The organism is Actinomadura kijaniata, from assembly GCF_014138665.1.
GTDB classification, from domain to species: Bacteria; Actinomycetota; Actinomycetes; order Streptosporangiales; family Streptosporangiaceae; genus Spirillospora; species Spirillospora kijaniata.
The window spans coordinates 80868-107632 of the sequence record NZ_JACJIA010000009.1; the positions used below are offsets into that span (position 1 = coordinate 80868).

Genomic DNA, 26765 nt, shown 5'->3' on the forward strand with positions numbered 1-26765 from the left:
GCGCTATTGATCGCCGCACATTCGGAGAATGTGGTACACATCACCAAAAGTGTGTCGTTACTCGCAGGTAGTCAGAGATGGCCACCTGGTCATACGCTGCCTTCCATGGCATCCCCGACGGTTCCCGCGAACGGCGCGGCGAAGTACAGCCTCCCCCGGAACACCCTCGATCGGCTCGTCTCGCACCTCGTCCCCGGCGGGGCCGGCACGGTGACGATCCCCGCCCCCTTCACGGGGGAACCGCTGGCGACCGTCCCGCTGTCGGGCGCCGACGACGTCCGCCGGGCCTACGACCGGGCCCGCGAGGCGCAGCGCTCCTGGGCGCGGCTGCCCGTCCGCGAACGCGTCAAGCCGTTCCTGCGGCTGCCCGAGGCCATGGTCGGGCGCCGCGCGGAGATCCTCGACATCATCCAGATGGAGACCGGCAAGGCGCGCCGGCACGCGCTGGAGGAGTTCCTCGACGTCGCGCTGTGCTCGCTGTACTACGCGCGCCGCGCCGAGAGGCTGCTGAGGCCAAAGCGCCGCCAGGGCACGTTCCCCGGCGTGGTGCGGGTGCGGGAGCTGCGGCACCCCAAGGGCGTCGTCGGGCTGATCTCGCCGTGGAACTACCCGTTCGCGCTCGGGGCCAGCGACATCGCGCCCGCCCTGATGGCCGGGAACGCCGTCGTCCACAAGCCCGACACCCAGACCTGCCTGTCCAGCCTGTGGGTGCGGGCCCTGCTGGTCGACCTGGGCCTGCCGCGCGACCTGTGGCAGATCGTCGTCGGCGAGCCGGCCGAGATCGGCGACCCGCTGGTCGAGAACGCCGACTACGTGTCGTTCACCGGCTCCACCCGGGGCGGCCGGGCCATCGCCGCCAAGGCGGCCCCGCGCCTGGTGAACTACTCGCTGGAGCTCGGCGGCAAGAACCCGATGATCGTGCTGGACGACGCCGACGTGGAGCGCGCCGCGCGCGGGGCCGTCCGCGCCTGCTTCACCAACGCCGGCCAGCTGTGCATCTCCATCGAGCGGATGTACGTCCACGAGGACGTCCACGACCGGTTCGTGCCGCGCTTCGTCGAGCTGGTCAAGGGCATGCGACTGGGTGCGGGCCTGGACTTCTCCGCCGACATGGGCTCGCTCACCCACGCCCGCCAGTTGGAGGCCGTCACCGCGCATGTCGAGCAGGCCGTCAGGGAGGGCGCGACCGTCCTGGCCGGGGGCAGGCCCCGCCCGGACATCGGGCCGCTGTTCTTCGAGCCGACGGTGCTGACCGACGTGTCCGGCGAGATGGACCTGTGCGCCAGCGAGACGTTCGGGCCCGTCGTGTCGGTCTACCGGTTCCGCGACGAGGACGAGGTCGTCGCCCGCGCCAACGACACCGAGTACGGCCTGAACGCCTCGGTCTGGACGCGGGACGTGGCGCGGGGACGCCGCCTCGCCGCGCGGATCGAGGCGGGCACCGTCAACATCAACGACGGCTACGGCGCGGCCTACGCCTCCTACGACGCCCCGATGGGCGGCTTCAAGCAGTCCGGCGTCGGCCGCCGGCACGGCGCGGAGGGCCTGCTGAAGTTCACCGAGGTCCAGAACGTCGCCAGCCAGCACTGGATGGACCTGGAGCCGCCGGGGTCGATGCCGTTCGACCGGTTCGCCGACCTCATGGCGAACGGCGTCAGGTACATGGCGAAACTGCGGATCAAGTAGGCGGCCGCCCATGACGCGCACGTACGACTACGACGTCCTGGTCATCGGCTCCGGCTTCGGCGGCAGCGTCACCGCGCTGCGGCTGACCGAGAAGGGCTACAAGGTCGGGGTGGTCGAGGCCGGGCGGCGGTACGACACCGCCCCCGACGCCGGCCCCGGGGCCCGCCACGCGGAGCTGCCGAAGACCAACTGGCGGGTCTCCCGCTACGTGTGGGCCCCGGCGCTCGGACTCACCGGCATCCAGCGCATCCACCTCATCCGGGGCGAGAAGTCGTCGCGGGTGATGGTGCTGGCCGGAGCGGGCGTGGGCGGCGGCTCGCTGAACTACGCCAACACGCTGTACGTCCCGCCGGAGCCGTTCTTCAAGGACCGGCAGTGGGCGCACATCACCGACTGGAAGTCCGAGCTCGCGCCCTACTACGACCAGGCCAAACGGATGCTGGGCGTCGTCACCAACCCCACGGTGACCGACGCCGACCGGGCGATGAGGCGCGTCGCCGAGCGCATGGGCAAGGCCGACACCCTCGTCCACACCCCCGTCGGCGTGTACTTCGGCGACGGGCCGGGCGTGGAGAGGGACGACCCGTTCTTCGGCGGGGCCGGGCCGCGCCGCAGGGGCTGCACCGAGTGCGGCGAGTGCATGGTCGGCTGCCGCCACGGCGGCAAGAACATGCTGACCGAGAACTACCTCTACCTGGCGGAGCGGGCCGGGGCGCGGATCATGCCGCTCAGCCGGGTCACGCGGGTGACGCCGCTGGTGGGCGGCGGCTACGAGGTGGAGATCGTCCGCACCGGGTCGTTCGGGCGCAACCGGAGGACGTTCCGCTGCGAGCAGGTGGTGTTCGCGGCCGGGACCTACGGCACCCAGAAGCTGCTGCACAAGCTGAAGTCGACCGGGCGGCTGCCGTTCCTGTCGGACCGGCTGGGCGTGCTGACCCGCACCAACTCCGAGGCGATCCTCGGCGCGGGCCGCCGCAACGGGAAGCCGGGCCCGGACTACTCGCGGGGCGTGGCGATCACCTCCTCGTTCCACCCGACGCCCGACACCCACATCGAGCCGGTCCGCTACGGCCGGGGCTCCAACCTGATGGCGGGCCTCCAGACCCTCCTGGTGGACGGCGACCGGCCCGGGGAGCGGCGGCGCCCGCGCTGGCTGAAGTTCCTCGGGCACATCGCGCGCCGCCCCAGGGACCTGGTGCAGCTGCTGGACGTGCGGCACTGGTCGGAGCGCACGGTCATCGCGCTGGTCATGCAGACCCGCGACAACTCCATCACCCTCAAGCCCAGGCGGGGGCCGCTGGGCTGGGACGTGCGCGCCGCGCAGGGCCACGGCGAGCCGAACCCGACCTGGATCCCCGAGGGCCACGAGGCGACCCGGCTGCTGGCCGAGGAGGTCGGCGGCATGGCGGGCGGCGGCTGGGGCGATCTGTTCGACATCCCGCTGACGGCCCACTTCCTGGGCGGCTGCGCGATCGGCGACTCCCCGGAGACCGGCGTCATCGACCCCTACCACCGCGTCTACGGGCATCCCGGCCTGCACGTCGTGGACGGCTCGGCCATCTCGGCGAACCTGGGCGTCAACCCGTCGCTGACGATCACCGCGCAGGCCGAACGCGCCATGGCCCTGTGGCCGAACAAGGGGGAGGAGGACCCGCGCCCGGCGCTGGGGGCGGCCTACCGGCGCATCCCGGCGACGCCGCCGAAGAACCCGGTCGTCCCCGGCGGCGCCCCGGGCGCGCTCCGCCTCCCGATCGTCGAGATCACCTGATCTCCCCCGACGCCGCGCGACGGCCCCTAACGTGGGGCCCCGTGAACGCCGTCGAGGACACCACCGACCGGATCATGAAGGAGCTGCGCGAGCGGGGGGCGCCCGAGCGCGCGGCGCGGGAGAAGGGCTACCTGAAGAGCGACCTGGTCCACCTGGGCGTGCCGGTCCCGGACATCCGGCGCACGGTGCGCCCGGCCGTCGGCACGCGCGCCGAGACCCTGGCCCTGGCCGGGGCGCTGTGGGCGGTGACCGACTCCGGGACGCCCGTCCACGAGGCGCGCATGGCCGCCGCCGAGGTGCTGGTCCGCAACGTCGGCGCGCTCGCGGCGGAGGACGCCGCGTTCGCCGAACGCCTGGTCCGCGACTCGGTGAGCTGGGTCTACGTGGACGTCCTGGCGGACAAGGTCGTGGGCGCGCTGGTGCTGCGGTTCCCGGACCTGGCCGGGACGCTGGACCGGTGGGTGACCGACCCCTGGATGTGGATACGCCGCACGTCCCTGCTGGCGCTGCTGCCGGGGGTCCGCGCGGGCGCCCCCGACCGGGAGCGCCTGTCCCGCTACGGCGAGGCGCTGATCGGGGAGCGGGAGTTCTTCATCCGCAAGGCGCTGGGCTGGGTGCTGCGCGAGCTGTCGAAGAGGGACCCGGCCTGGGTGCGCGACTGGACGGAGGCGCACCTCGGCGAGATGTCCGGCGTCACGTTCCGGGAGGCGGTCCGCCGCCTCCCGGAACGTGACGCCGCGGCCCTGACCGCCGCCTACCGGGCGCGGTAGGCGGACCAGACCTGGCGCATGCGGGCGCCCTGGCCCGCCGTGAAGTGGGTCATGCAGGCGTCCCAGGCGTAGTCCATGAAGTTGTGGATCGGGTCCTCGCCGGGGGCCGGGCAGGTGTCCTTGCGGTCGGGGCAGCCGTTGGTCGGGTCGCGCTCCTCCGGGGTGTCGTCCACCCGGTCGCCGGGCGTGCCGCAGCCGTCCTGGAAGGTGTGGTAGAGGCCCATCCAGTGGCCGACCTCGTGGACGGCGCTGTACCCGCGGTCGTAGTTGGCGATCGTGCCGTCCGGCAGGGCGCCGATGTGGATCACCACGCCGTCCATCCTCGGCTCCGACCGGTACTTCCACGGGAACGTGGACCAGCCGAGCAGATCCTCGCCCAGCGAGGCGCTGTAGAGGTTCAGCGTGCCCGCGCCACCGCGCCGCAGCCGGGACTTGTAGGTCGCCTCGTGCGTCTCGGGGTGGGCGTACCAGTCCGCGTTGTCGCTGCGGGTGATCTCCTTGAGGACGAACGAGACGCCGGTGTCGGCGCCGCCCCGGCCACCGCCGTAGGCCGCGTTCATCACCGCGATCTGCCCCCTGACCTGCTCGTCGGTCAGGTTGCCGCGCCCGCCGTCGTGCAGGACGTGGAAGTACACCGGGACGGTCACCCGGTCGGGGACGCGCTCACGCCGCGCGGGGGAGGACGTCAGCAGGGACAGCAGGGACGACAGCTCGCCCTCGATCCTCGGGACCTCGGCGGCGGGGACCTCGTTGCGCTCCGGAACGCCCCGGTGCAGCGCCTCCGCGCGGATCCTGGCCAGGGCCGGGGCGCATCCGCCGTCCCCGGCCGCGGGCCGGGCGGCGTCCCCGGCGACGGGGACCAGGGCGGCGACGAACAGGACGGCGGCGGCCAGCGATTTCACGGCACTCCTCGGGCACGGGCGGCGGAAGGGACGGAGTCACGGAGCAGATACGGTACGTCACCAACTGGTAGCAGAGGGGCACCGGGGGTCGCGATGGAGACCGCCAAACGGAAGCCGACCGTTATCGGCCGGAAACGCTGTGTGGGAGCCGCCATGCCCGCCCGCGCCATCAGCGCAGGCAGAGGCCCGTAGACTGGAGATTCCTCCGCCTGAACCCGTCGTGTCCCTGCGAAAGGCGCTGTTGGTGGCCGTAGACCAGACCTTTGACACCGTTCTCGTCGTCGACTTCGGCGCGCAGTACGCGCAGCTGATCGCGCGGCGGGTCCGGGAATGCCATGTGTACAGCGAGATCGTGCCGTCGACCATGCCGGCGGCCGAGATGCTGGCCAAGAAGCCGAAGGCGATCATCCTGTCGGGTGGTCCGGCCTCGGTGTACGAGGAGGGCGCGCCGATCGCCCCCGACGGACTGTTCGACCTGGCGGTGCCGACGCTCGGCATCTGCTACGGCCACCAGGTGATGGCGCAGGCGCTCGGCGGCACCGTGGAGAACTCCGAGGTCGCCGAGTACGGCGGCGCGACCATCGCGGTCACCGACCCGGGCGTGCTGTTCGACGGGCAGCCGGACGAGCAGGCGGTGTGGATGTCGCACCGCGACTTCGTCAGCCGCGCCCCGGAGGGCTTCACCGTCACGGCGCGGACCGAGGTGACGCCGGTCGCGGGCATGGAGGACCCCGAGCGGGGCTTCTACGGGGTGCAGTTCCACCCCGAGGTGCTGCACACCGAGCACGGAATGGAGGTGCTGCGCCGCTTCCTGTACGAGGGCGCGGGCTGCCGCCCGAGCTGGACCATGGTCAACATCGCCGAGGAGCAGATCGAGGCGATCCGCGCCCAGGTCGGCGACAAGCGCGCCATCTGCGGCCTGTCGGGCGGCGTGGACTCGGCGGTCGCCGCCGCGCTGGTGCAGCGCGCCATCGGCGACCAGCTGACCTGCGTGTTCGTGGACCACGGCCTGCTGCGCAAGGGCGAGCCCGAGCAGGTCGAGAAGGACTTCGTCGCGGCGACCGGCGTCAACCTGCACGTCGTGGACGCCCAGGAGCGCTTCCTGGACGCGCTGGCCGGGGTCGTCGACCCCGAGGAGAAGCGCAAGATCATCGGACGTGAGTTCATCCGCGTGTTCGAGGCGGCCGCGCGCGAGATCGCGTTCGGCGACCGCAGCGAAGCGAGGATCGCCGAAGGCGGCTCTTCCAGGGGGTCGGGGGGATCGTCCCCCCGGGGCCGGCAGGGCGAGGACGCGGCCGAGCCCGTGGAGTTCCTCGTCCAGGGCACCCTGTACCCGGACGTGGTGGAGTCCGGCGGCGGCACCGGCGCGGCCAACATCAAGTCGCACCACAACGTCGGCGGCCTCCCCGACGACCTCCAGTTCCGGCTGGTGGAGCCGCTGCGGGCGCTGTTCAAGGACGAGGTCCGCGCGCTGGGCGAGCAGCTCGGCCTGCCCGCCGAGATCGTCTGGCGGCAGCCGTTCCCCGGCCCCGGCCTGGGCATCCGGATCATCGGCGAGGTGACCCGCGAGCGCCTGGACATCCTGCGCGACGCCGACGCCATCGCCCGCGAGGAGCTGACCCGCGCCGGGCTGGACCGCGAGGTGTGGCAGTTCCCGGTGGTGCTGCTGGCCGACGTCCGCTCGGTCGGCGTGCAGGGCGACGGCCGCACCTACGGCCACCCGGTCGTGCTGCGCCCGGTGACCAGCGAGGACGCCATGACCGCCGACTGGGCCCGGCTGCCCTACGACGTGCTGCAGAAGATCTCCACCCGGATCACCAACGAGGTCCGCGAGATCAACCGGGTCGTGGTGGACGTGACCTCCAAGCCGCCCGGCACCATCGAGTGGGAGTGACCCGCTGAACGCCGAAGGCCCCGGGGCGACCCGGGGCCTTCGCACGTCGTGGGGAGGGTCAGACGGTGGCCGGGGCCAGCGCGGCCTCGCCCTCCAGGGTCAGCGCGGCGGCGTGCACCACGGAGGCGATCTTGATGGCCTCCTGGATCTGCTCGCGCGGCATGCCCGCGTCGCGCAGCACCTTCTCGTGGGCGTCCAGGCACTTGCCGCAGCCGTTGATCGCCGAGACCGCCAGGCACCACAGCTCGAAGTCGACCTTCTCCACGCCCGGCTTGCCGATGATGTTCATCCGCAGGCCCGCGCGCAGGGTCTCGTAGGTCTCGTCGCTCAGCAGGTGCATCGAGCGGTAGTAGACGTTGTTCATGGCCATGATCGACGCGGCGCCCTTGGCGGCGTCGAACGCCTCGGCCGACAGGTAGTCCCCGGCCTCCTCGGCGAGCTCGCGGATCACGACCGGGTTGCGACCGGCCAGCGCGGAGGCCAGCACGGTGCCCCACAGCTGCTGCTCGGTGAGCTGCGAGGTGGAGGTCACCGAGCCCAGGTTGAGCTTGGTGTCCTTGGCGTAGTCGGGCAGGGACGACTTCAGCGCGTCAACGCTCATTGCTGCGGGTCCTTTCGAGAGAACGCGAACGGCCGGTCGCGGGCGGCGCGACCGGCCGTCGTCGTGCGTGCCACCGGGCCGGCCACCGGCCGGCTACCGGGCTGGGGCGGTCGGTCAGGCGCCGGCCATCAGCTTGGTGGCGTCCAGGGTGTCCTCGCCCTTGTTCCAGTTGCAGGGGCACAGCTCGTCGGACTGCAGGGCGTCGAGGACCCGCAGGACCTCCTTGACGTTGCGGCCCACCGAGCCGGCGGTGACCATCGAGAACTGGATCTCGTTGTTCGGGTCGACGATGAAGGTCGCGCGCTGGGCGACGCCGTCCGGGGTCAGGATGCCCAGGGACTCCGTCAGCTCGCGGTTGAGGTCCGACAGCATCGGGAAGGGCAGGTCGCGCAGGTCCGGGTGGTCCTTGCGCCAGGCGAAGTGGACGAACTCGTTGTCCACGGAGGCGCCGAGGACCTGGGCGTCGCGGTCGGCGAACTCCTCGTTGAGCCGGCCGAACTCGGCGATCTCGGTCGGACAGATGAAGGTGAAGTCCTTGGGCCAGAAGAAGACGACCCGCCACTTGCCCTCGTAGGTCTTGTGGTTGATCGTCTCGAAGGCGTTGTCCGGGTCCAGGGAGACGCAGGCGGTCAGCTCGTACTCGGGGAACTGGTCACCGACAGTAAGCACGCAGGCTCCTTTGATTGCGAGTTTCGTCTGCCTGATCAGGCGGAATGCGGGGGAGAGGGCGACGGCCCAGCGTCGCGTCCGCCCCCGACGTCACTCAGAGTGCCTCAGGTATCGTGAAAAGAGAAATCGATCTGTCTCTTCACACTCATAGGAGTTTGCTATCAGCAGGCCAACGGTGGCCCAGCTGCGCGCCTTCGCGGCCCTGGCGGAGCACCTGCACTTCCGGGACGCCGCCGCCGCCCTGCGGATGAGCCAGCCCGCGCTGTCCGGCGCCGTGGCCGCCCTGGAGGAGACCCTGAACGTCCGGTTGGTGGAGCGTACGACACGCCGGGTCCTGCTCACACCGGCGGGGGAACGGGTGGCCCGCCGCGCCGAGACCGTGCTCACCGAGCTGGACCGCCTGGTGGAGGAGGTGCAGGCGGCCAGCGGCACGCTGGTCGGGCCGCTGCGCGTCGGCGTGATCCCCACCGTCGCGCCCTACCTGCTGCCGGTCGTGCTGCCCCGGCTGGCCGCCGACTTCCCCCGGCTGGAGCTGTCGGTGCACGAGGAGCAGACCGAGGCGATCGTCGCCGACCTCCAGACCGGACGCCTCGACGTCGTGGTGCTGGCGCTGCCGTCCCCCGTCCCCGGGGTGACGGAACTCACCCTCTACGAGGAGGACTTCGTCCTGGTCGCCCCCGCCGCGACCGGCCTGCCCGACCCGCTGCCCCGCGAGACGCTGGCCGACCTGGACGTCATCCTCCTCAACGAGGGCCACTGCCTGCGCGACCAGGCGCTGGACGTGTGCCGCGAGGTCGGCGCCCGCGCCGCCGCCGCGACCTACGCCACGAGCCTGGCCACCCTCGTCCAGCTCGTCTCCGGCGGGCTGGGCGTGACCCTGGTCCCCGAGACGGCGCTGGAGGTGGAGACGCGCCGCGCCCCCGACCTGGCGCCGCGCCGCTTCGCCGGCCCGGCCCCGTTCCGCCGCGTCGGGCTGGCGTTCCGCGGCACCTCCCCGCGCGCCGCGGAGTTCGGGGCGCTGGCGGACGCGATCCGCACGGCGGTCGCCGAGCAGGTCCCCGCCGTGCGGGTCGCGCGCCCCTAGGACAGGGTCCGCACCACCCGCACGGCCCGGCGCAGCCCCGGCACCCGCCGCCCCACGCGGCGCAGCCGCCGGAACCCCTCCGGCGCCCCCGGGAACGCGCGGTCCACGCGCAGCTCGGCCGCCCCGTCCAGGGACACCAGCAGCCACAGCCCGGGAACGCGGCGGTGCGGGTTCCACCCGCAGGCGTTGACGCGGACGCGCAGGTCCCAGGCGCCGGGGGCCAGGTCGGCCAAGCCCTCCAGCCGCGCCCGCACGTCGAACCGCAGGTGCTCGTCCGGGCCCTCCTCCTCCCGCCGCCGCGCGATCACCGCGAACGCCGCCTCGTCCCGGGTGCTCCGGTGCCGGGCGAACACCTCCACGCCCGCGCGGGGCAGCGCGTCGGTCATGTCCCGGGCCTCCTCGGGGATCGGCGTGCCGAGCACGACCGGCGGATTCCACAGCACCCGCCGCCCGCCGTCCCGGTCCACGCGGCGGAACGGCACCGGCCCGCCGTCCCGGTAGACGAGCTCGGCCGACAGCACGAGGGTCAGCGCGCCGTTCTCCAGCCGCATCTCCACCGCCCTCGCCCGGACGACGATCCGCTTCTCCGCCTCGGCCAGCGCCTCCAGCTCCGCGTAGCTGCCGGCGCGCAGTATGACGGCGCGCGGCCGGTAGCCCGCCGGGAGGAACCGGTCGGTCCCGGGCGCGAACCGCTCCACCGCCAGCCGCCGGACGGCCGCGTACAGCTCGCGCCGGTACCCCGGGGGATAGTTCAGCAGCCTGCGGCCGCCCACCCGTTGCAGCATCTTGCCGCGCAGCCAGTGCGCGTAGAAGCGGTCCCTGGTCTCGCCGGGCGGGACGTGCTCGTCCACCACGTCCAGCACCTCGCGCAGCGCCCCGAAGTAGTGCTCGGGGTCGAAGCGCCGGGAGGAGTAGTTGCCCTCGTCGGCCCGCCTGACCCAGTGGCAGCACGGATAGCTCGCCAGCACCGAGATGACCTCGGCCTTGAAGTAGGCGGGCACGCAGAACCGGTGGTCCTCCAGCCGCACCGGCCCCTCGGGGAAGCGCAGGCCGTGCTCGCGCAGGAAGGCCGTGCGGAACAGCTTGTGCGGGGTGAGCAGCGTCAGCAGGTGGTGGGCGAGGATCTCGGCGCGGTCGCGGTCCCGCCGGAACAGCCGCCGCGGAACGCCGCGCCCGTGCCCCACCAGCCGCCCGACCAGCACGTCCGAGCGGTTGCGGGCGGCCATCGCGTACATGCGTTCCAGCGCCTCGGGCCCGAGCCAGTCGTCGCAGTCCAGGAAGTACACGTACTCGCCGCGCGCCATGTCCAGCCCCAGGTTGCGCGGGCGGCCCGGGCCGCCGGAGTTCTCGGTGCGCACGACCCGGACGTGGTCGTGCCCGGCGACGGCGGCGACCAGCCGTTCGCCCGTGCCGTCGGTCGAGCCGTCGTCGACGAAGACGGCCTCGTACTCCTCCGGCGGCAGCGACTGCCCCAGCACCGACGCCACGCACGCGTCGAGGTACGTCCCCGCGTTGTAGACGGGGACCACGACACTGATCTTGACCTTGTCTTCCACAGCCACCAACGATGTGCGCTCCGGCGCCCCGGAAGGGGGAGCTTCCGCCGCTCTTTGCCGTTCGATGGCCCAGTGAGGGAGGAGAGCGCGCCCACCGCCCGGCGCGGTCCCGCGTTCCACGCGACTCGGTCGCCTCCGGGTCAAGTCTGCGTCAGGCCATGGTCGAGCGATCGCGATGCGCGCCCGGCGTGTCACCCGGCGTCACCATGCTGGCCGCATGGCGACGTTCTCACTGGAAGATGTCCGTGCCGTCTGCAAGGAACGCGACGCGTGGTGGACGGTCCTGCTGGTCGACCCGGTCGCGACACGGCTGACCCGGCTGGTCGCCAACCGCACCCGGATCACCCCCGACCAGATCACGCTGGCGGCGTTCGCCCTCGGGCTGGGCGCGGCGGCCTGCTTCCTGCGCGGCACCGCGGGCTGGCTGGCGGTGGGCGCGGCGCTCTACCACCTGTGCTTCGTGCTGGACTGCGTGGACGGCAAGCTCGCCCGGCTGAAGGGCACCGGCACGCCGTTCGGCGGCTGGCTGGACTACATGCTCGACCGGGTCCGCGACGCCTGCTGCGCGATCACCCTGGCGGTCGGGCAGTACCTGGTCACCGGGCAGGTCGGCTATCTGGCGCTCGGCTTCGCGGTGATCGTGCTGGACATGGTGCGGTACCTGAACGGCCCGCAGATCGCCAAGTTCCGGCGGCTGATGAGCGCGACCCTGCTCCAGCGCGGCGGGGAGCCGGGCCCGGCGGAGGACGCCGCGCCGGGCCCGGCCGACCCGGCCGACCCGGCCGCCACCGGACCGGCGCGCAGGCCCGAGCTGGACCGGGAGGCCGCCGGCCGCTACCCCCGCTACCTGCGGTTCCGCCGCCACCTGACCCGCCACCGCGTCCGCACCCACCTGGTCAGCGGCATCGAGTTCCAGATGGCGGTGTTCATCGTGGGCCCCCTCACCGGCGCGATCGTCCCGATGACCGTCACCACCGGGGCCCTGCTGCTGGCCTTCGAGTGCGCCATCATCTACAAGTTCTGGCTGACCTCCCGGCAGTACGTCCGCACGCTCGCCCGGCTCGACGCCGGGCCGGCCGGGCCGGCCGCCGGGCCCGTCGCGACCCTGGTGCCGCGCCAGGGACGGGCCGACGCCCCCGCCGTGCGGCTGGTGAACCGCTAGAACCCACGATCAAGCCGGTGCGTAACCGGGTATGTGCCATGTGTGACTGATCGGGGGATGGGCCCGGAGAGGGCCGTGCTGAGCGTCGTCGTGCCGTTCTACAACGTAGAGGACTACCTCGGGGAGTGCCTGGAGTCGCTGGCGGGCCAGACGCTGCGCGACATCGAGGTCGTCATGGTCGACGACGGGTCCCTCGACGGCAGCGCGGTCATCGCCAAGTCCTACGCCGACCGCGACCCCCGGTTCCGGCTCGTGCAGCAGGACAACCGGGGGCTCGGGCCCGCGCGCAACACCGGGGTGCGGCACGCCACCGGCCGTTACCTGGCGTTCGTGGACTCCGACGACGTGGTGGCGCGCGGAGCGTTCGAGCTGATGACCGGCACGCTGGAGCGGACCGGGTCGGACTTCGCGTGCGGCAACGTCCACCGGTTCGACGCGGGCCGGGTGTGGCAGAGCTGGGCGCACCGCGAGCCGTTCGGGCGGCGCGCGCTGCGGACCCACGTCACCCGCCGCACCACCCTCATGCAGGACCGGATGGTGTGGAACAAGGTGTTCCGCCGCGACTTCTGGGACCGGCACGGGCTGGCGTTCCCCGGCATGCTCTACGAGGACTCGCCGGTGATGGTGCGGGCGCACGTGCTGGCCGGCAGCGTGGACGTCCTGCCCGAGCACGTCTACTACTGGCGGGAGCGCCCCGGCTCCATCACCCAGCGCCGGGCCGAGCTGGCCAACCTGGAGGACCGCATCACGTCGGTCCGCCGCGTCCGCGCGTTCCTGGACGAGCGCGCCCCCCTGCTGCGCCCCAGCTACGACCGGTACGCCGTGGACGTCGATCTCGGCGTGCTCACCGAGGCGCTGCCCCATCTCGCCGAGGCCGACCGGGCGCGCGCCATGGAGCTGGGCCGCGCGTGCCTGGCCGGGACCGACCCGCGGGTGCTGCGGGACCTGGCCCCCGCCAAACGGCTCCGCTTCCACCTGCTGGAACGCGGGATGCTGCCCGAGCTGCTGGAGGTCCTGGAGGCCCGCCCCGACGACCGTCCCGCCCCGCGCACCGTGCGCCGGGGCCTGCTGCGGCCCCGCTTCTACACGACCCTGCCCTACTTCCGGGACCGTTCCAGGGGCGTGCCCGACGAGATCTACGACGTCACCGACCGGCTGCCGCTGTGGGCGTTCGCCGACCGGGTCGCGTGGGAGGACGGGATGCTGCGCGTGGAGGGCTGGGCGCACATCTCCTCGCTGGACGTCTCCCGCGAACGCGACTCCCGCGTCCGGATGTGGCTGGTGGAGCCGAAGCGGCGCCGCCGCGTCCCGCTGGAGGTGCGGCCCACCTACCGTCCCGAGGTCACGGCCCGCTCCGGGCAGGCGGAGGTCTCCTACGACTGGGCGGGGTTCAGCGCCCTGATCGATCCGGAGCGGCTGCGGATCGGCCGGCGGTGGCGTCCGGCGGCCTGGGAGCTGCACGTGGAGGTCGTCACCCGGGGGCTGCGCCGCCGGGGGCGGGTCCGTCCCACCCGCGCCCCCGTCCTGGCCTGGACGCCGTGCCGGGACGTCGCGCCGGGCGTCCGCGTGAAGCCGGTCGCCGACGGGGCCCTGACGTTCCGGGTGCAGCGCCCGCGGGCCGACCTCACCGGCCACCGCCTCGTCGGCGACCGGCTGGAGCTGACCGGCACCCTCGCCGCCCGGCCGGGCCGCGCCACGCGGATCGTCGCGACCCGGCTCGCCGGCGGCCCGCCGGTCACCGGGCCCGCCGAGGTCACGCGGCGGCCGGGCGGCGGCTGGGGGTTCCGGGCCCGGCTGCCGCTGGAGGCGCTGCGGCCGGCGACCGGGGAGGGCGGCGCGGCGGGCGGGGCGATGGCCGCGCGGATCACCGACCGGGTGGACTGGAACCTCAGCCTGGAGACCGCGGGCCGCGGCCTGCGCCTCGCGATGCCGCGCACCGCGCCGGAGGGCCGCTACCCGCTGCGCGGCGACCGGGAGTTCGCGCTGACCAGCACCAGGTTCGGCAACCTGCGCGGCGTCGAGCGCCGCCGCCGCCCGGTCGTGGACGGGATCCGCTGGGACGGCGACACGCTGGTGCTGACCGGCGACCACAGCGGCCCCGAGCGCCCGGACCGGGTCGTGCTGGCCCACCACCGCTGCGGCGACCACCACCGCGCCCCGCTGACCTGGGACGGCGCCCGGTTCACCTGCCGGATCGCGCCCGCCGCGATGGAACGCTTCGGCCTGCGCACCCCGCTCACCTCCGGCGACTGGGAGCTGCGCCTGCCCGACCCGGTGACCGGCGCGGCGGGCCCGGTCACCGTCGTCGCCGAACGCCGCCTGCTCGCCGCCCTGCCGGAGGAGCGCGTCGTCGGCGCGCACGAGGTGACCGTCGACGCCCACCGGAGCGACGCGCTGCGGCTGCGCGTCCGCCTCGCCCTGCCCGAGGAGGACCGGGGGGCGCGCGGGCGCCGCCGCCTGCGGACGGAGATCTACCCCGCGCTGCTGCACCGGCCGGTCCGCGACCTGGTCGTCTTCGACTGCTACGAGGGACGCCAGTACGCCTGCAACCCCCGCGCGGTCTTCGAGGAGATGCGGCGGCGGGACCTGGGCCTGGAGTACGTGTGGGTGTCGCGGGACGGCGCCTTCCCCACGCCGGACGGCGCGCGGATCGCGCTGGTCGACAGCCGCGACCACTACGAGGCGCTGGCCCGCGCCCGGTTCGTGGTCGGCAACTTCGGCCAGTTCCCCTGGTACGTCAGGCGGCCGGGGCAGACCTACCTCCAGACCTGGCACGGCACCCCGCTGAAAAGGCTGGTGTACGACCTGGCGGACATGCCGTGGGAGCGCACCGAACGCTTCGACTGGGTGGAGCGCGAGGTGCCGCGCTGGGACGTGCTGCTGTCGCCGAACCCGTTCACGACGCCGATCATGCGGCGGGCGTTCCGGTACGACGGGGAGATCGTGGAGACCGGCTACCCGCGCAACGACGTGCTGCTGGGCCCCGACGCCGGGCGGATCGCCGCCGACACCCGCGCCCGGCTGGGCGTCCCCGCGGGCCGGAAGGTGATCCTGTACGCCCCGACCTGGCGCGACGACCACCACCTGGCGCCGGGGCGGCGGGCGTTCTCCCTGGAGCTGGACATCGAGCGGGCCCGCCGCGCCCTCGGCGACGACCACGTGCTGCTGGTGCGCACCCACTACCTGGTCACCGACCGGAACTGGTCGGCCAACGACGGGTTCGTGATCGACGTGTCGGCCTACCCCGACATCGCCGACCTCTACCTGGCGGCGGACCTGCTGGTCACCGACTACTCGTCGGCGATGTTCGACTTCGCGGTGACCGGCAAGCCGATCTTCTGTTACGCCTACGACCTGGAGCGGTACCGGGACCGGGTGCGCGGCTTCTACTTCGATCTCGAAGCGGAGGCCCCCGGCCCGGTCGTGCGGACCACCGGCGACCTGGTGGAGGCGATCCGCGAGGACGACGGGACCGCGCACCCGTGCTACGCGGCGTTCCGGGAGAGGTTCTGCCCGTTCGACGACGGGCACGCCGCCGCGAGGGTGGTGGACCGGCTGCTCGGTTAGCGGCAGAGCATGCGTTCGGTGCCGTGCCTGGCGACCAGGCGGAAGCCCGGCAGCGCGCCGGGTTTCGCGATGTTGACCGAGCCCACGGCGCAGCGCGCCCGGTAGCGGTCGGCGATGCGGAGCCGCTCCTGCGGCGGGGTGGAGTCGGCGAAGAACGCGTCCCCGTCGGCCTGCCGCCGCCGCCAGTCGGACCCGTACGGGTAGGGCCACGGCGTCGGGACGGTCCGCGTCCCCGCCAGCAGCAGCGCCTTGCGGCCCCAGATCCGGGAGGCGAGCACCGTCTCGCCCGGACGGACGTGCGCCACGGCGAAGTAGCTCTGCATGGGGTAGAGCACCGGCACGTCCCAGGACCCGCGCTGCTCCTCCTGGGGCATCACCGCCGGGGGCAGCGCCCGGACGACGCCGCCGCGCACCGAGTACAGGCCGACGCACAGCGCGGCGGCGCTCGCGACCGCCAGCACCACCTGCACGGGCCGCGCCCACGCCGCGCGCTCGCCGGGCGGCGGCGGGTCGCCGAGCCGCCGGGCCAGGGCGAACTGCAACGGCAGCACCACCACCGGCATCGCCCGCGCGAACTCGTAGCGTCCGAACACCACGCCCGCCAGCACGAACAGCGACGCGACCGCCCACAGCGCCAGCAGCTCGGGCCCGCCTCGCCGCCGCCGGTCCAGCCACAGGGCGGGCAGCCCGAGCAGCGCCAGCCCGTACCAGCCGAGCGCGTCGGTCACCAGCCTCTCGTGGATCTGGGAGAACGACTCGGGGTTGCGGAACAGGTCCGCCACGTCGCTGTAGGGCCACACCAGGATGACCGCCACCGCGGCGGCGCCCGCCGCCGCGACCCGCAGCAGCCCGCCGCCGGTCAGCCACCGCCGGAACCCGACCAGCGCGAAGCCGAGCAGCCCCAGCGCCGTGCCGACCGCCGTGAACGGGTGGACCAGCAGGATCAGCCCGAACAGCGCGCCCAGTCCCAGGAACCCCGGCACCCCCAGCGTGTCGCGCCGCTTCAGGAACACCGCCCAGACGAACAGCATCAGCGTGAACGCGAACGTGCTCGGGTACCCCAGGTTGGCCGACAGCGACCGGAACTCCATGAACCCGCTCCACAGCAGGGGGGTGGTCCCCCAGAGCAGGAACACGAACAGCACGCCCAGGAACGCCGTCTGCCAGCGCGTGCTGACCGCCCGCGCGAACGCCCGCACCCCCGCCAGCGTCAGCGCGACGTTGACGACCCCGGCGATCTCCAGCACGCCCGGCGCCGAGAGCCCGGTGAGCCGCGCCAGCACCGCCAGCGCGAACGGGTAGGGCGACAGGTACGGGCTCGGCGCGCGCTCCCCGGTCATCGGGTCGGGCGGGTCGGTGAGGTCGGCGGCGAACGACCGCACGGTCGCCACGTGCAGCGGCCAGTCCCCGCCCCACAGGTGCCGCAGCACCACCGCGACGGCCCAGGCCAGGACGAGCGCGCACAGCAGCCAGTACGGCCAGTCCCGCGCCAGGTCGCCGAACCGGTCCCGCGCGGTGGGCGGGGAGGAGGTCGGCGGGGACGTCTCGGCCGTGCTCTGTCCGGATTCGGTGGCGCTGGTCAACTGCACTCCGAGGAAAGGGCGATACAGGACGGATGTTGCGTGTAGGTCACGAGACTAGCCCCGAGCCGGACCCGATCACACGAAGATCACTTCGGTAGGCGGGCGCGGGCCAGCAGGGTCGTGCCGCGCCAGGAGCGCACCGGCAGCAGGTCCTCCAGCGCGAGGACCGCGCCCAGCAGCCGGTCGTGCAGGGGGTGGCGGGGGCGGATCTCCCAGCCGTTCATCCGGTGGCGGTGCCAGCGGGCCAGCGGGCGCAGCAGCACGTTCCAGCTCCACATCCGCTCGACCACCAGGCCCGCCCCGGCCAGCAGGCGGGCCAGGCCCTCGCGGGTGTAGCGGCGCACCCGGCCGAGCGCCAGGTCGCGGGCCGACCACAGCGCCATGTCGCACGGCACCGCCACCAGGGCCGTGCCGCCGGGCCGCAGCACCCGCGCGATCTCGGCGGCGGCCAGGTCGTCGTCCTCGATGTGGGCGAGCACGTCCCAGGCCAGGGCCAGGTCGACGGACCCGGCCGGCAGCGGCAGCCACCGCGCGTCGGCCTGCCGGCAGTCCACGCCCCGCGCGCACGCCATCTCCACCGCGTCGTAGGAGAGGTCGACCGCGGTGGTGCGCCAGCCGTGCCGGGCGAGCAGCCGCGCGGTGTCGCCGGGGCCCGCGCCGATGTCCACGGCCGTCCCCGGGCCGCGGCCCCAGGTCCGCAGCAGGTTCAGCTCGCGGGTGAGCACGGCGCGGCGCTCGCGGTACCACCAGTTGTCGTCCTGCGCTTCGGCGATGCGCCGCAACTCCAGCGTGTCCACGGTCCAAGACGACGGGATGGCGGGCCGGAGGGCCACCGACGCCACCACGGATGAGCGGATCGTGGAACGGTCTTTGCCATCCCGCACGACCAATGCCCCTTTCTGTGACCTCTTGCCACTAGCGGGACAAAAGTGGCTTCCGGTACATACAGGTGACCATCTGTTTCTTCGCAGGGAGCTCCATGTCCCCCCGTTACCCCCTGCTGATCGGCGGAGCGGCGATGACCGCGCTCCTCGGCAGTACGCTCGCCCCCGTCGCGGCGACCGCCGACCCGGCACCGGTGATCGAGAAGCGCTCCGGAACCGCGTCCCCCGCCCTGGTCAGCGGCCTGAACGAGCGGGCCGCGAGCGGCGACCCCGTCGCCGCGGCCCGCACCCATCTGGCCGACCCGCGCTACAAGATCAAGAATCCGGGCGCCGAGCTGGCCCCGCTCGGCGTCGTCCGCGACGGCGCCGACGAGACCGTCCGCCTCCAGCAGCGCCACCACGGCGTCCCCGTCCTCGGCGGCCACTACCTGGTCCGGTTCCGCACCGAGCGCGGCGCCCGCAGGGTCGTCGGCGCGGGCGGCCGGTTCCAGACCGCGCTGACCGTCCCGACCACCCCGGCCGTCCCCGAACGCATCGCCCGCGGCGTCGCCCTCGGCCAGACCGGCGACCTGGCCACGCGGCTCGGCGAGCGGGCCGCGACCGCCGAGCCCCGCGGCCTGGTCGTGCTGCCGCGCGGCGGCGGCCAGCTCGCCTGGCACTTCGTCGTGCGCGGCGAGGAGCACGGCGCCCCCACCCTCCGCGAGGTCTACGTCGACGCCCGCACCGGCGCGCTCGCCCTGGCCTACGACCGGCTGCGCCACGCCGCCGAGGGCCCCGTCGCCGCCACCGGGAAGCTCGCCAAGAGCGGACGGCAGGTCACCGTCAACGCGTTCCGGCGCGCCGACGGCAAGATCGAGCTGCGCGACCGCGGACGCGGCGCGGAGATCGTCACCTTCGACGCGCAGAAGCGCGACGTCGCCCGCTACGAGGGCGGCCCGGTCCCCGCCGACACCCCGGTCGTGGCGTCCGGCTCCACCGTGTTCGGCCCCGAGGCCACCGAGACCGGCGCGGTCGACGCGCACTGGGCCGCCGGGCAGGTCTACGACTTCTACAAGGCCCTCGGCCGCAACGGCCTGGACGACCGCAACGGCCCCATCCACTCCGTCGTCAACGTCACCAGCGGCGGGCAGATGTACTTCAACGCCTTCTGGGACGGCACCAAGATGGTGTACGGCGGGGGCGGCCCCGACCACCACTCGCTGGCCGCCGCGCTGGACGTGGACGGCCACGAGATGACCCACGGCGTCATCGAGCACTCCGCCAACCTGGTCTACTTCGGCCAGGCGGGCGCGATCAACGAGGGCCTGGCCGACTACTTCGGCAACGCCATCGAGACCAGGGTGCACGGCAGGCCGATGACGGCCTCCGGGGCGGGGCTCATCGGCGAGGACATGTGCCGGACCGCCGAGGCGGCCAAGTGCGCCATCCGCGACCTCAACGACGGCCGCCGCGCCGACCGCGACTACATCGGCGTCACCGGCCAGCTCGACAACGCCGGCGTCCACCTGAACTCGACGATCTTCTCCGGCGCGCTGTGGGACGTCCGCGAGAGGATCGGCGGCGCGAAGGCCGACAAGCTGGTCTACAAGGCGCTCACCGAGTACATGACCCCGCTGGACGACTTCACCGACGCCCGCCGGGCCGTCGAGGCCGCCGCCAGGGCCATGAAGCTGACCGGCGGCGAGCGCCGCGCCGTCCGGGCCGCGTTCGACGCCCACGGCGTCACGCCCGGCTGGGAGAAGAGGATCGGCGTCGACAGCAGGCTGCTGCTGCCGAACGTGACCGCCCCCAACGCCAGGCCCGCCGCCGCGGGCGACCGCTACGCCATCGCCCAGTCCGACGCCACCCGGACCGAGCCGTCGGCGGTCTACACCGGCACCGCCCGGGGCAAGCGCCCCACCCGGTTCAGCCCGAGGACCGGCGGGATCGTCCAGGGCCTCGACACCGACGGCCGGACCGTCGCCTGGGGCGAGCTGAACGCCACCACCGGCGTGTCCAGGGTGCTGGTGCGGCCGTTCGACCGGAGCGCGCCGCCCAAGGAGGTCTTCTCCGGCGAGGGCTGGGTCAACGACGTGGCGGTCGACGGCCGCAACGTCGCGTTCACGTTCGTGAACCACGCCGCCACCGACGCCAACGTCTGGCTGAGCCGGAACGGCGGCCGGGCCGCCGAGCTCACCCCCGGCCCCGAGATGTCCCTCCAGACCTCGGCCAAGGGCGGCCGGATCGCCTACCAGAAGCCGACCTCCGGCGGGGTCGCCGTCCACGACGCCGCCACCGGCAAGGAGACCGTCGTCCGCGTCAAGGGCACCGTCCAGTGGCCCACCCTGACCCGGACCTCGCTGCTGTTCGCCCTCAACACCGACGCCGACCGCCGCTCGGCGATCAAGAAGGTGAACCTCGACGGCACCGGCCTGACCGACCTGCGCCCCGAGGGGGACCGGCTGTCGTGGCTCAGCGGCCTCGACGTCGACGCCGCCGACCGGTGGGTGACCATCGGGGCCTACCCGGCGGCCGCCACCTACGCCAACGAGAACCTGCCCAAGCTGTTCCAGTTCCCGCTGGCCGGCGGCGAGCCGCGGCGCTACTCGTGCAACCGCGGCCAGCAGGGCGCCTTCGCCGCGACCGCCGGACGCGGCGCGGTGTGGCTCGACGGCACCCGCGCCCGGCCGGACCTGGTCACCCGCACCGGCCCGACCCGCGCCCTCTGCCGGTGACGGCCGTGACGTCCCGTTAGGAAGATCCAGAGGAGCGGGGCCCGTCCGTTTCCGGACGGGCCCTGCTTCTTTGTGCCCCGTTGACCGGATGACCGCGGGGGCGCGGGTACCTCAATCCGTATGGCGTCCCCTGTCAGGCTCGCCCGCCGGGCGGCCCGGGAGCACTGGCCCGCGCTGGCGGCGTTCACGGTCGCGGCGGCGATCCGCGCGGTCGCGGTGCTGGGCTACCCGACGATCCTGTGGTTCGGCGACACCGTCGGCTACCTGCGCACCGCCACCACCCTGTTCCCGTCGGGCACCCGGCCGAGCGGCTACTCGCTGCTGCTGCTCGCGCTGCGCCCGCTGCACAGCTTCGTCGCGGTCGTCACCGTCCAGCACGTGATCGGCCTGCTCACGGCCGCGCTGCTGTACGCCGTCGTGTGGCGGCACGCCCGCCGCGCCCGGCCCGCCCGCCGCCTGGCGCCCAGCGCGCTGGGCACGCTGGTGGCCGCCCCGGTGCTGTTCGACGGCTACCAGATCGAGCTGGAGCACCTCGGCCTGTCCGACAGCCTGTTCACGTTCCTGGTGGTCGCGGCGGCCGCGATCCTGCTGTGGAACCCGGGCGTCACCTGGCGCACGGCGGCGGCCGCCGGGCTGCTGCTGGGCGGGGCGGCGGTGACGCGCGCGGTGGGGCTGCCGCTGCTGCTGATCGTGCTGGCGTGGCTGCTGCTGCGCCGGCGCGGACGCCGCGCGGCGATGCCGCCCGCCGCCGCGCTGACGGCCGCGTTCCTGGTGCCGGTGCTGCTCTACATGAGCTGGTTCGCCGTGGCGCACGAACGGTTCGCGCTCACCACCACCGACCGCGTGTTCCTGTACGGCCGCACGACGGACTTCGCCGACTGCTCGATCATCCGGCCGCGTCCCGGGCTGGCCCGCCTCTGTCCGAAGCCGCCGCCGAAGGACGTCTCCCCGGCGTACGCGGCGCTGTGGACGGAGCAGTCGCCGTTCCTGGGCATCCCCGGCGGCAAGGGCGGCGGGAACGACCTGGCGGGGGAGTTCGCCATGGCCGCGATCCGCGCGCAGCCCGGGGACTACGCGCGGGTGGTGGCGCGCGACACGTTCCGGGCGTTCGAGTGGGAACGCAGGGTGTACCCGTCGCCGTGGACGTTCCGGAAGTACGAGTTCCCGGCGAGATCCGAGAAGCTGACCGCGCGCCAGGCCAAGGTGGCCCGCGCCTACGCGCGCGCGGCGGGACCCCGTCCGGTGAACGAGCCCTACGCGGGATGGATGCGCGCCTACCAGGACCACGTCCACCTGCCGGGGACGGTCCTCGGCGTCCTGCTGCTCGCGGCGGTGGCCGGGGCGGTGGCGCGCCGCAGGCCGGAGAGGGTGGCGCTGCCGTGGCTGCTGTCGCTGGGCCTGCTGGTCGTGCCCGCCGCGACCGCCGACTTCGACTACCGGTACGTGCTGCCCGCCGCTCCGCTGGGGGCGCTGGCCGCCGCGCTGGCGTTCGTCCCGGGGCGCCGCGACGCCGCGACCGCCCCGCGCGACGAGGGCCGGGACCGCGCGGCCGGGGAGCCCCCGGCCGCGCCGGTCCCGGCCTCCACGATGGTCAGCGACGGCGGCGCCGCACCAGGAACCGGACCGCCAGCAGAAGCGCCACCAGCGCGCCCGCGGCGGGAGCGGCCCGCCTGGCGAGCGAGGGGCCGGCGAACTCCAGCAGATCGATCGCGTCGTCCTGCCGCCGGACCGGGGTGACCGGCCGCACCGGCTCCCGGACGGTCTCAGCGGTCTCAGCGGTCTCGGCGGTCTCGGTGGGCTCGGTGGCCTCGACGGACGGCTGCGGAACGGCCGCCGCCGGCGCTTCGACCGGGGACTCGTCCGGCTCCGGCGCGGGTTCGGCGGTCTCGACGGGTTCGGCGGCCCGCTCCACCACGCTCTCGGCGGCCTTCTCGCCCTCGGCCCTGTCGACGGCCGCCTCCCGCGCGACCTCGGCGGCGCCCTGCTGGTCCACGACCTCGGCCTCCTCCCGGACGGTCGGGTTCTCCAGCTCGGCGGCGAGGTTCTTGGCGAACCGCGCGATGAGCTTGGCCCCGACCTCCGCGAGGATGTTGCGGCCGAACTGCGCCGGGCGGCCCGTGACGTTCAGCTTGGTGTGGACGGTGACCCGGGTGTGGTCGCCCTCGTCGTGCAGGCGGGCCTGAACGGTCGCGGCGGCGGTGCCCGGACCGCGCGCCTCCTTGGCGGCGGCCTCGATGGTGACGGCGCGGGCGTCCCGGTCGGCCACGGCGATCCGCGCGGTGCCCCGGTAGGTGACGGTCATCGCGCCGACCTTCACCTTCAGCCGCCCCGCGTACTCCTCGCCGTCGGCCGAGTCGAGCGTCGCGCCCGGCACGCACAGGGCCACCCGCTCCACGTCCAGCAGCACCGACCAGGCCTGATCCACCGGTACGGGAACGGTGAATTCGTGGTCGAGCTCCATGTTTGAGGTCCTTTTCTGATCCGGGGACTTGCACTGGACCCTATGACCGTCCCCCCGTCCTTTGCCATACGCCCCGGCGGTGGGCGCGCGCCGGCCGCCGGATGACCGTGCGGCCGGGCCCGGGGCGGAGGGCCCGGCCGCACGGTCACGCCCCGGTCAGGTCGCGGCGGCGGCGCGCAGCGCGCGGGCCGTCAGGACCTTCGCCAGGTGCTCGCGGTACTCGGTGGAGCCGTGCAGGTCCGTGGGGGCGCCGGTGCCCTCGGCGGCGCGTTCGGACGCCGCCCGGAACATGTCGTCCGACACCGAGCGGCCGCCCGCGAACCGCTCGACCGCCGTCGCCCGGACCGGCGTCGGCCCCATGTTGGTGAGCGCCACCCGCACGTCCTCGATCGCGCCGCGTTCCCGGCGGACCGCGCACGCCACCCCGACGATCGCCCATGCCTGGGCGGTGCGGTGGAACTTCTCGTAGTGGAAGCCCCAGCCCTCGCCGAGCCTGGGCACGCGCACACCGGTCATGATCTCGTCGGGCTCCATCGCCGTGGTCATCCAGTCCACGAAGAAGTCGGCGGCGGGGATCTCCCGTTCGCCGCGCTGCGAGCGGACCAGGAACACCGCGTCCAGCGCGAGCGCCACGGCGGGCAGGTCCCCGGCCGGGTCGGCGTGCGCCAGGGAGCCGCCGAACGTCCCCCGGTGCCGCACCGCCGGGTCCGCGACCGTCGCCGTCGCCTGGGCGATCAGCGGGGCGTGCCGCCGGACCAGGGGGTCGCGCATCACCTGGTGGTGGGTGGCCATGGAGCCGATCACCAGATGGCCGCCGTCCTCGCGGATCTCGCGCAGCCCGGCGACGCGGTCCAGGTCGACCAGCGCGTCGGGATAGGCCAGCCGCAGCCGCAGCAGCGGCATGAGGCTCTGCCCTCCGGCCAGCACCTTGGCGTCCTCGCCGGCCGAGGCCAGCGCCCGGACGGCCTCCTCGACCGAGGCCGCGCGCACGTACTCGAACGTCGCCGGGATCACCGCGCACCTCCCGCGGAGCCGAGGCCGCCGCCCGCGCCGGGCGCGGCGGAGGGGTTGGGGTCGGGATCCTCCCGGAACGCCTGGCGCAGCGCCCGCCAGACCCGTTCGGGCGTGCACGGCATCGGCACGTCCGTCACGCCGTGGTGGCGCAGCGCGTCGACGATCGCGTTCACCACCGCCGGGGTCGAGGCGATCGTCCCGGCCTCCCCGACGCCCTTCACCCCGAGCGGGTTGGAGGTCGCGGGGGTCTCGGTCCGGTCGGTGACGAACTCGGGCAGGTCGGCCGCCGACGGGACGAGGTAGTCCGCCATCGTGGTGGTGGTGAGGTTGCCGTCGGCGTCGTAGACGGCCTCCTCGTACAGGGCCTGCGCGATGCCCTGGGCGAGCCCGCCGTGCACCTGCCCCTCCACGATCAGCGGGTTGACGACGTGGCCGACGTCGTCGACCGCCACGTACGACCGGATCCGCACCTTCCCGGTCTCGGTGTCCACCTCGACCGCGCACAGGTGCGTGCCGTGGGGGAACGAGAAGTTGCCGGGGTCGAACGTGGCGTCGGCGTCCAGCGACGGCTCCACCCCGTCGGGCAGGTCGTGCGCCGCGAACGCCGCGAGGGCGACCTCCTGGATCGACGGGCCCTCGGCCGCCGCGCCGCGCACCGCGAACCGGCCGCCGCTGAACTCCAGGTCCTGCTCGGACGCCTCCATCAGGTGCGCCGCGACCCGCCTGGCCCTGTCCACCACCCGGTCGCACGCCTGGTAGAGCGCGATGCCGCCGACCGCCAGCGACCGCGACCCGTAGGTGTCCATGCCCTTGGGGGCCACGGCGGTGTCGCCGTGCAGGACCTTGACGTCCTCGAACGGCACCCCGAGCCGGTCGGCGGCGATCTGCGCCCACGCCGTCTCGTGGCCCTGGCCGTGCGCCGACGACCCGGTGACGACCTCGACCTTCCCCGACGGCAGGATCCGCACCGAGGCGTGCTCCCAGCCGCCCGCGCCGTACGCCAGCGACCCCAGCACCCGCGACGGGGCCAGCCCGCACATCTCGGTGTAGGTGGACACGCCGATGCCGAGCTGCACCACGTCGCGGCGTTCCCGCCGGTCGGCCTGCTCGGCGCGCAGCTTGTCGTACTCGAACAGCGCCAGCGCCCGGTCGGTGGCGGCCTCGTAGTTGCCCGAGTCGTAGGTGAGGCCCGCGACGGTCTCGTACGGGAACTCCCCGTGGCCGATCCAGTTGCGCCGCCGCACCTCGATCGGGTCGAGCCCCAGCTCGGCGGCCAGCTCGTCCATCAGCCGCTCGATCGCGAACGTCGCCTCCGGCCGCCCCGCGCCCCGGTAGGCGTCGGTCGGGGTCTTCGTCGTGAACACGCCCGTGCAGGTGAACGAGTAGGCGTCCATCTTGTAGATGCCGTTGAACATGAACGCGCCCAGCAGCGGGATGCCCGGCGTCACCAGCATCAGGTACGCGCCCATGTCGGCGAGCAGGTCCACCTTCACGCCCCGGACGCGCCCGTCGCGTTCGGCGGCCAGCGTCAGCCGCTGGATCTGGTCCCGGCCGTGGTGGGTGGCCATGTTGCCCTCGCTGCGCGACTCGGTCCACTTCACGGGACGGCCGAGCCGCCGCGCCAGCAGCAGGCACAGCACCTCCTCGCCGTACACCTGGAGCTTGGAGCCGAAGCCGCCGCCCACGTCGGGCGCGACGACCCGGATGCGGTGCTCGGGGATCTGCGTGACGGTCGCCAGCATCAGCCGCAGGATGTGCGGGATCTGCGTGGCCGAGTACAGGGTGAAGTCGTCGCCGTCGGGCTCGCACAGCACCGCGCGCGGCTCCATCGCCGTGGGGATCAGCCGCTGCTGGACGTAGCGGCGCTCGATGAGGACCGGGGCGTCGCGGAAGGCCGCGTCCAGGTCGCCGTTCTCGAACACCCACCGGTACGCCCGGTTGGTCTCCAGCTCCTGGTGGACCAGCGGACCGCCCTGCCGCAGCGCCTCCTCCATCTGCACCACCGCGGGCAGCGGCTCGTAGTCCACGTCGATCTCTTCGAGGGCGTCGGCCGCCGCGTACCGGTCGCGCGCGACCACGCACGCCACCGGCTCGCCGGCGTACCGCGCCTCGGTCACCGCCAGCGGCGGGTGCGCGGGCAGCTTCATGTCCTCGGTGACGGTCCACGCGCACGGCAGGCTGCCCTGCTCCTCGGCCAGGTCCGCGCCGCCGAACGCCGCGACGACGCCCGGCACCCGCCGGGCGGCCGCCACGTCCACCCGCGTGATCCTCGCGTGGGCGTGCGGGCTGCGCAGGAACGCCACGTGCAGGGTTCCCGCCGGGTTCAGGTTGTCGGTCCAGCGGGTCCGTCCGGACACCAGCCGGGCGTCCTCGGACCGGCGGCGCGGCCGGCCGACCTCGCGGCCGGGGTCGGGTTCGCTGCGCGGCGCCCGTTCGGCCTGCTCAGCCAG

17 protein-coding genes are annotated in these 26765 nt (G+C 73.9%); 8 read left to right on the plus strand and 9 right to left on the minus strand.

What is annotated here, in order from left to right; translation table 11 throughout:
* Window positions 1–105 precede the first annotated feature (105 nt).
* From HNR61_RS30070 to HNR61_RS30080, 3 genes are read left to right on the plus strand one after another with little or no spacing between them, the layout of a single operon-like run.
* Window positions 106–1686 (plus strand): succinic semialdehyde dehydrogenase, encoded by a 1581-nt coding sequence (locus tag HNR61_RS30070; protein ID WP_182846534.1) that lies wholly within the window; start codon window positions 106–108, stop codon window positions 1684–1686.
* Between the two features lie 10 nt (window positions 1687–1696).
* Window positions 1697–3454, plus strand: coding sequence for a GMC oxidoreductase (locus HNR61_RS30075; RefSeq protein WP_182846535.1), 1758 nt, complete (start codon window positions 1697–1699; stop codon window positions 3452–3454).
* Between the two features lie 41 nt (window positions 3455–3495).
* Window positions 3496–4224, plus strand: coding sequence for a DNA alkylation repair protein (locus tag HNR61_RS30080; protein ID WP_182846536.1), 729 nt, complete (start codon window positions 3496–3498; stop codon window positions 4222–4224).
* On the opposite strand, the gene HNR61_RS48370 is transcribed toward HNR61_RS30080, so the two are convergent.
* Entirely contained in the window at window positions 4209–5126 is a 918-nt protein-coding gene (locus HNR61_RS48370) for a zinc metalloprotease (RefSeq protein WP_312898159.1), read from the minus strand. The two genes, HNR61_RS30080 and HNR61_RS48370, sit on opposite strands and share 16 nt — an antisense overlap.
* A 238-nt stretch (window positions 5127–5364) precedes the next feature.
* Between HNR61_RS48370 and guaA the strand changes: the two genes are divergently transcribed.
* Window positions 5365–7020 carry a glutamine-hydrolyzing GMP synthase gene (gene guaA, locus HNR61_RS30090; RefSeq protein WP_182846780.1) on the plus strand — a complete coding sequence of 552 codons (1656 nt, stop codon included), beginning with the start codon at window positions 5365–5367 and terminating at the stop codon, window positions 7018–7020.
* A gap of 58 nt (window positions 7021–7078) precedes the next feature.
* On the opposite strand, the gene HNR61_RS30095 is transcribed toward guaA, so the two are convergent.
* Together HNR61_RS30095 and HNR61_RS30100 are read right to left on the minus strand one after the other, a co-directional pair.
* Complete coding sequence (locus tag HNR61_RS30095; RefSeq protein ID WP_067831250.1) at window positions 7079–7621, minus strand: alkyl hydroperoxide reductase; 543 nt, start codon at window positions 7619–7621, stop codon at window positions 7079–7081.
* Between the two features lie 114 nt (window positions 7622–7735).
* Window positions 7736–8290, minus strand: a complete 555-nt coding sequence (locus HNR61_RS30100) for a peroxiredoxin (RefSeq protein ID WP_182846537.1) — start codon at window positions 8288–8290, stop codon at window positions 7736–7738.
* A gap of 175 nt (window positions 8291–8465) precedes the next feature.
* Here HNR61_RS30100 and HNR61_RS30105 point away from each other — a divergent pair, with 175 nt between their 5' ends.
* A complete protein-coding gene (locus tag HNR61_RS30105; protein WP_312898161.1) occupies window positions 8466–9374 on the plus strand; it encodes a hydrogen peroxide-inducible genes activator in 909 nt (302 codons plus the stop codon).
* On the opposite strand, the gene HNR61_RS30110 is transcribed toward HNR61_RS30105, so the two are convergent.
* The gene (locus tag HNR61_RS30110; protein ID WP_182846538.1) at window positions 9371–10930 is read right to left on the minus strand and encodes a glycosyltransferase family 2 protein; all 1560 of its coding nucleotides are present in this window, start codon (window positions 10928–10930) and stop codon (window positions 9371–9373) included. The genes HNR61_RS30105 and HNR61_RS30110 overlap by 4 nt on opposite strands.
* Window positions 10931–11147: 217 nt before the next feature.
* Here HNR61_RS30110 and HNR61_RS30115 point away from each other — a divergent pair, with 217 nt between their 5' ends.
* Both HNR61_RS30115 and HNR61_RS30120 read left to right on the plus strand, forming a co-directional pair.
* Window positions 11148–12092: a CDP-alcohol phosphatidyltransferase family protein gene (locus HNR61_RS30115; RefSeq protein ID WP_182846539.1), complete on the plus strand. Its 945-nt coding sequence runs from the start codon at window positions 11148–11150 to the stop codon at window positions 12090–12092.
* Window positions 12093–12134: 42 nt separating this feature from the next.
* Window positions 12135–15659, plus strand: a complete 3525-nt coding sequence (locus HNR61_RS30120; protein ID WP_312898162.1) for a bifunctional glycosyltransferase/CDP-glycerol:glycerophosphate glycerophosphotransferase — start codon at window positions 12135–12137, stop codon at window positions 15657–15659.
* Here HNR61_RS30120 and HNR61_RS30125 read toward each other — a convergent pair.
* Both HNR61_RS30125 and HNR61_RS30130 read right to left on the minus strand, forming a co-directional pair.
* On the minus strand, window positions 15656–17242 hold the full coding sequence (locus tag HNR61_RS30125) for a glycosyltransferase family protein (protein ID WP_182846540.1): 1587 nt from the start codon (window positions 17240–17242) through the stop codon (window positions 15656–15658). The two genes, HNR61_RS30120 and HNR61_RS30125, sit on opposite strands and share 4 nt — an antisense overlap.
* A gap of 86 nt (window positions 17243–17328) precedes the next feature.
* The gene (locus tag HNR61_RS30130) at window positions 17329–18039 is read right to left on the minus strand and encodes a class I SAM-dependent methyltransferase (protein ID WP_067830920.1); all 711 of its coding nucleotides are present in this window, start codon (window positions 18037–18039) and stop codon (window positions 17329–17331) included.
* Between the two features lie 182 nt (window positions 18040–18221).
* Here HNR61_RS30130 and HNR61_RS30135 point away from each other — a divergent pair, with 182 nt between their 5' ends.
* Complete coding sequence (locus HNR61_RS30135) at window positions 18222–20840, plus strand: M4 family metallopeptidase (RefSeq protein WP_182846541.1); 2619 nt, start codon at window positions 18222–18224, stop codon at window positions 20838–20840.
* A 1591-nt stretch (window positions 20841–22431) separates the two neighbouring features.
* Here the strand turns inward: HNR61_RS30135 and HNR61_RS30140 are convergent.
* The 3 genes from HNR61_RS30140 to HNR61_RS30150 all read right to left on the minus strand — a co-directional run bounded on the left by HNR61_RS30140 (window position 22432) and on the right by HNR61_RS30150 (window position 26765).
* Complete coding sequence (locus tag HNR61_RS30140; protein WP_182846542.1) at window positions 22432–23301, minus strand: SRPBCC family protein; 870 nt, start codon at window positions 23299–23301, stop codon at window positions 22432–22434.
* A 156-nt stretch (window positions 23302–23457) separates the two neighbouring features.
* Window positions 23458–24315 carry an FAD binding domain-containing protein gene (locus tag HNR61_RS30145; RefSeq protein ID WP_182846543.1) on the minus strand — a complete coding sequence of 286 codons (858 nt, stop codon included), beginning with the start codon at window positions 24313–24315 and terminating at the stop codon, window positions 23458–23460.
* The gene (locus HNR61_RS30150) at window positions 24312–26765 is read right to left on the minus strand and encodes a xanthine dehydrogenase family protein molybdopterin-binding subunit (RefSeq protein ID WP_220510006.1); all 2454 of its coding nucleotides are present in this window, start codon (window positions 26763–26765) and stop codon (window positions 24312–24314) included. Before HNR61_RS30150 ends, HNR61_RS30145 begins: the two co-directional genes overlap by 4 nt.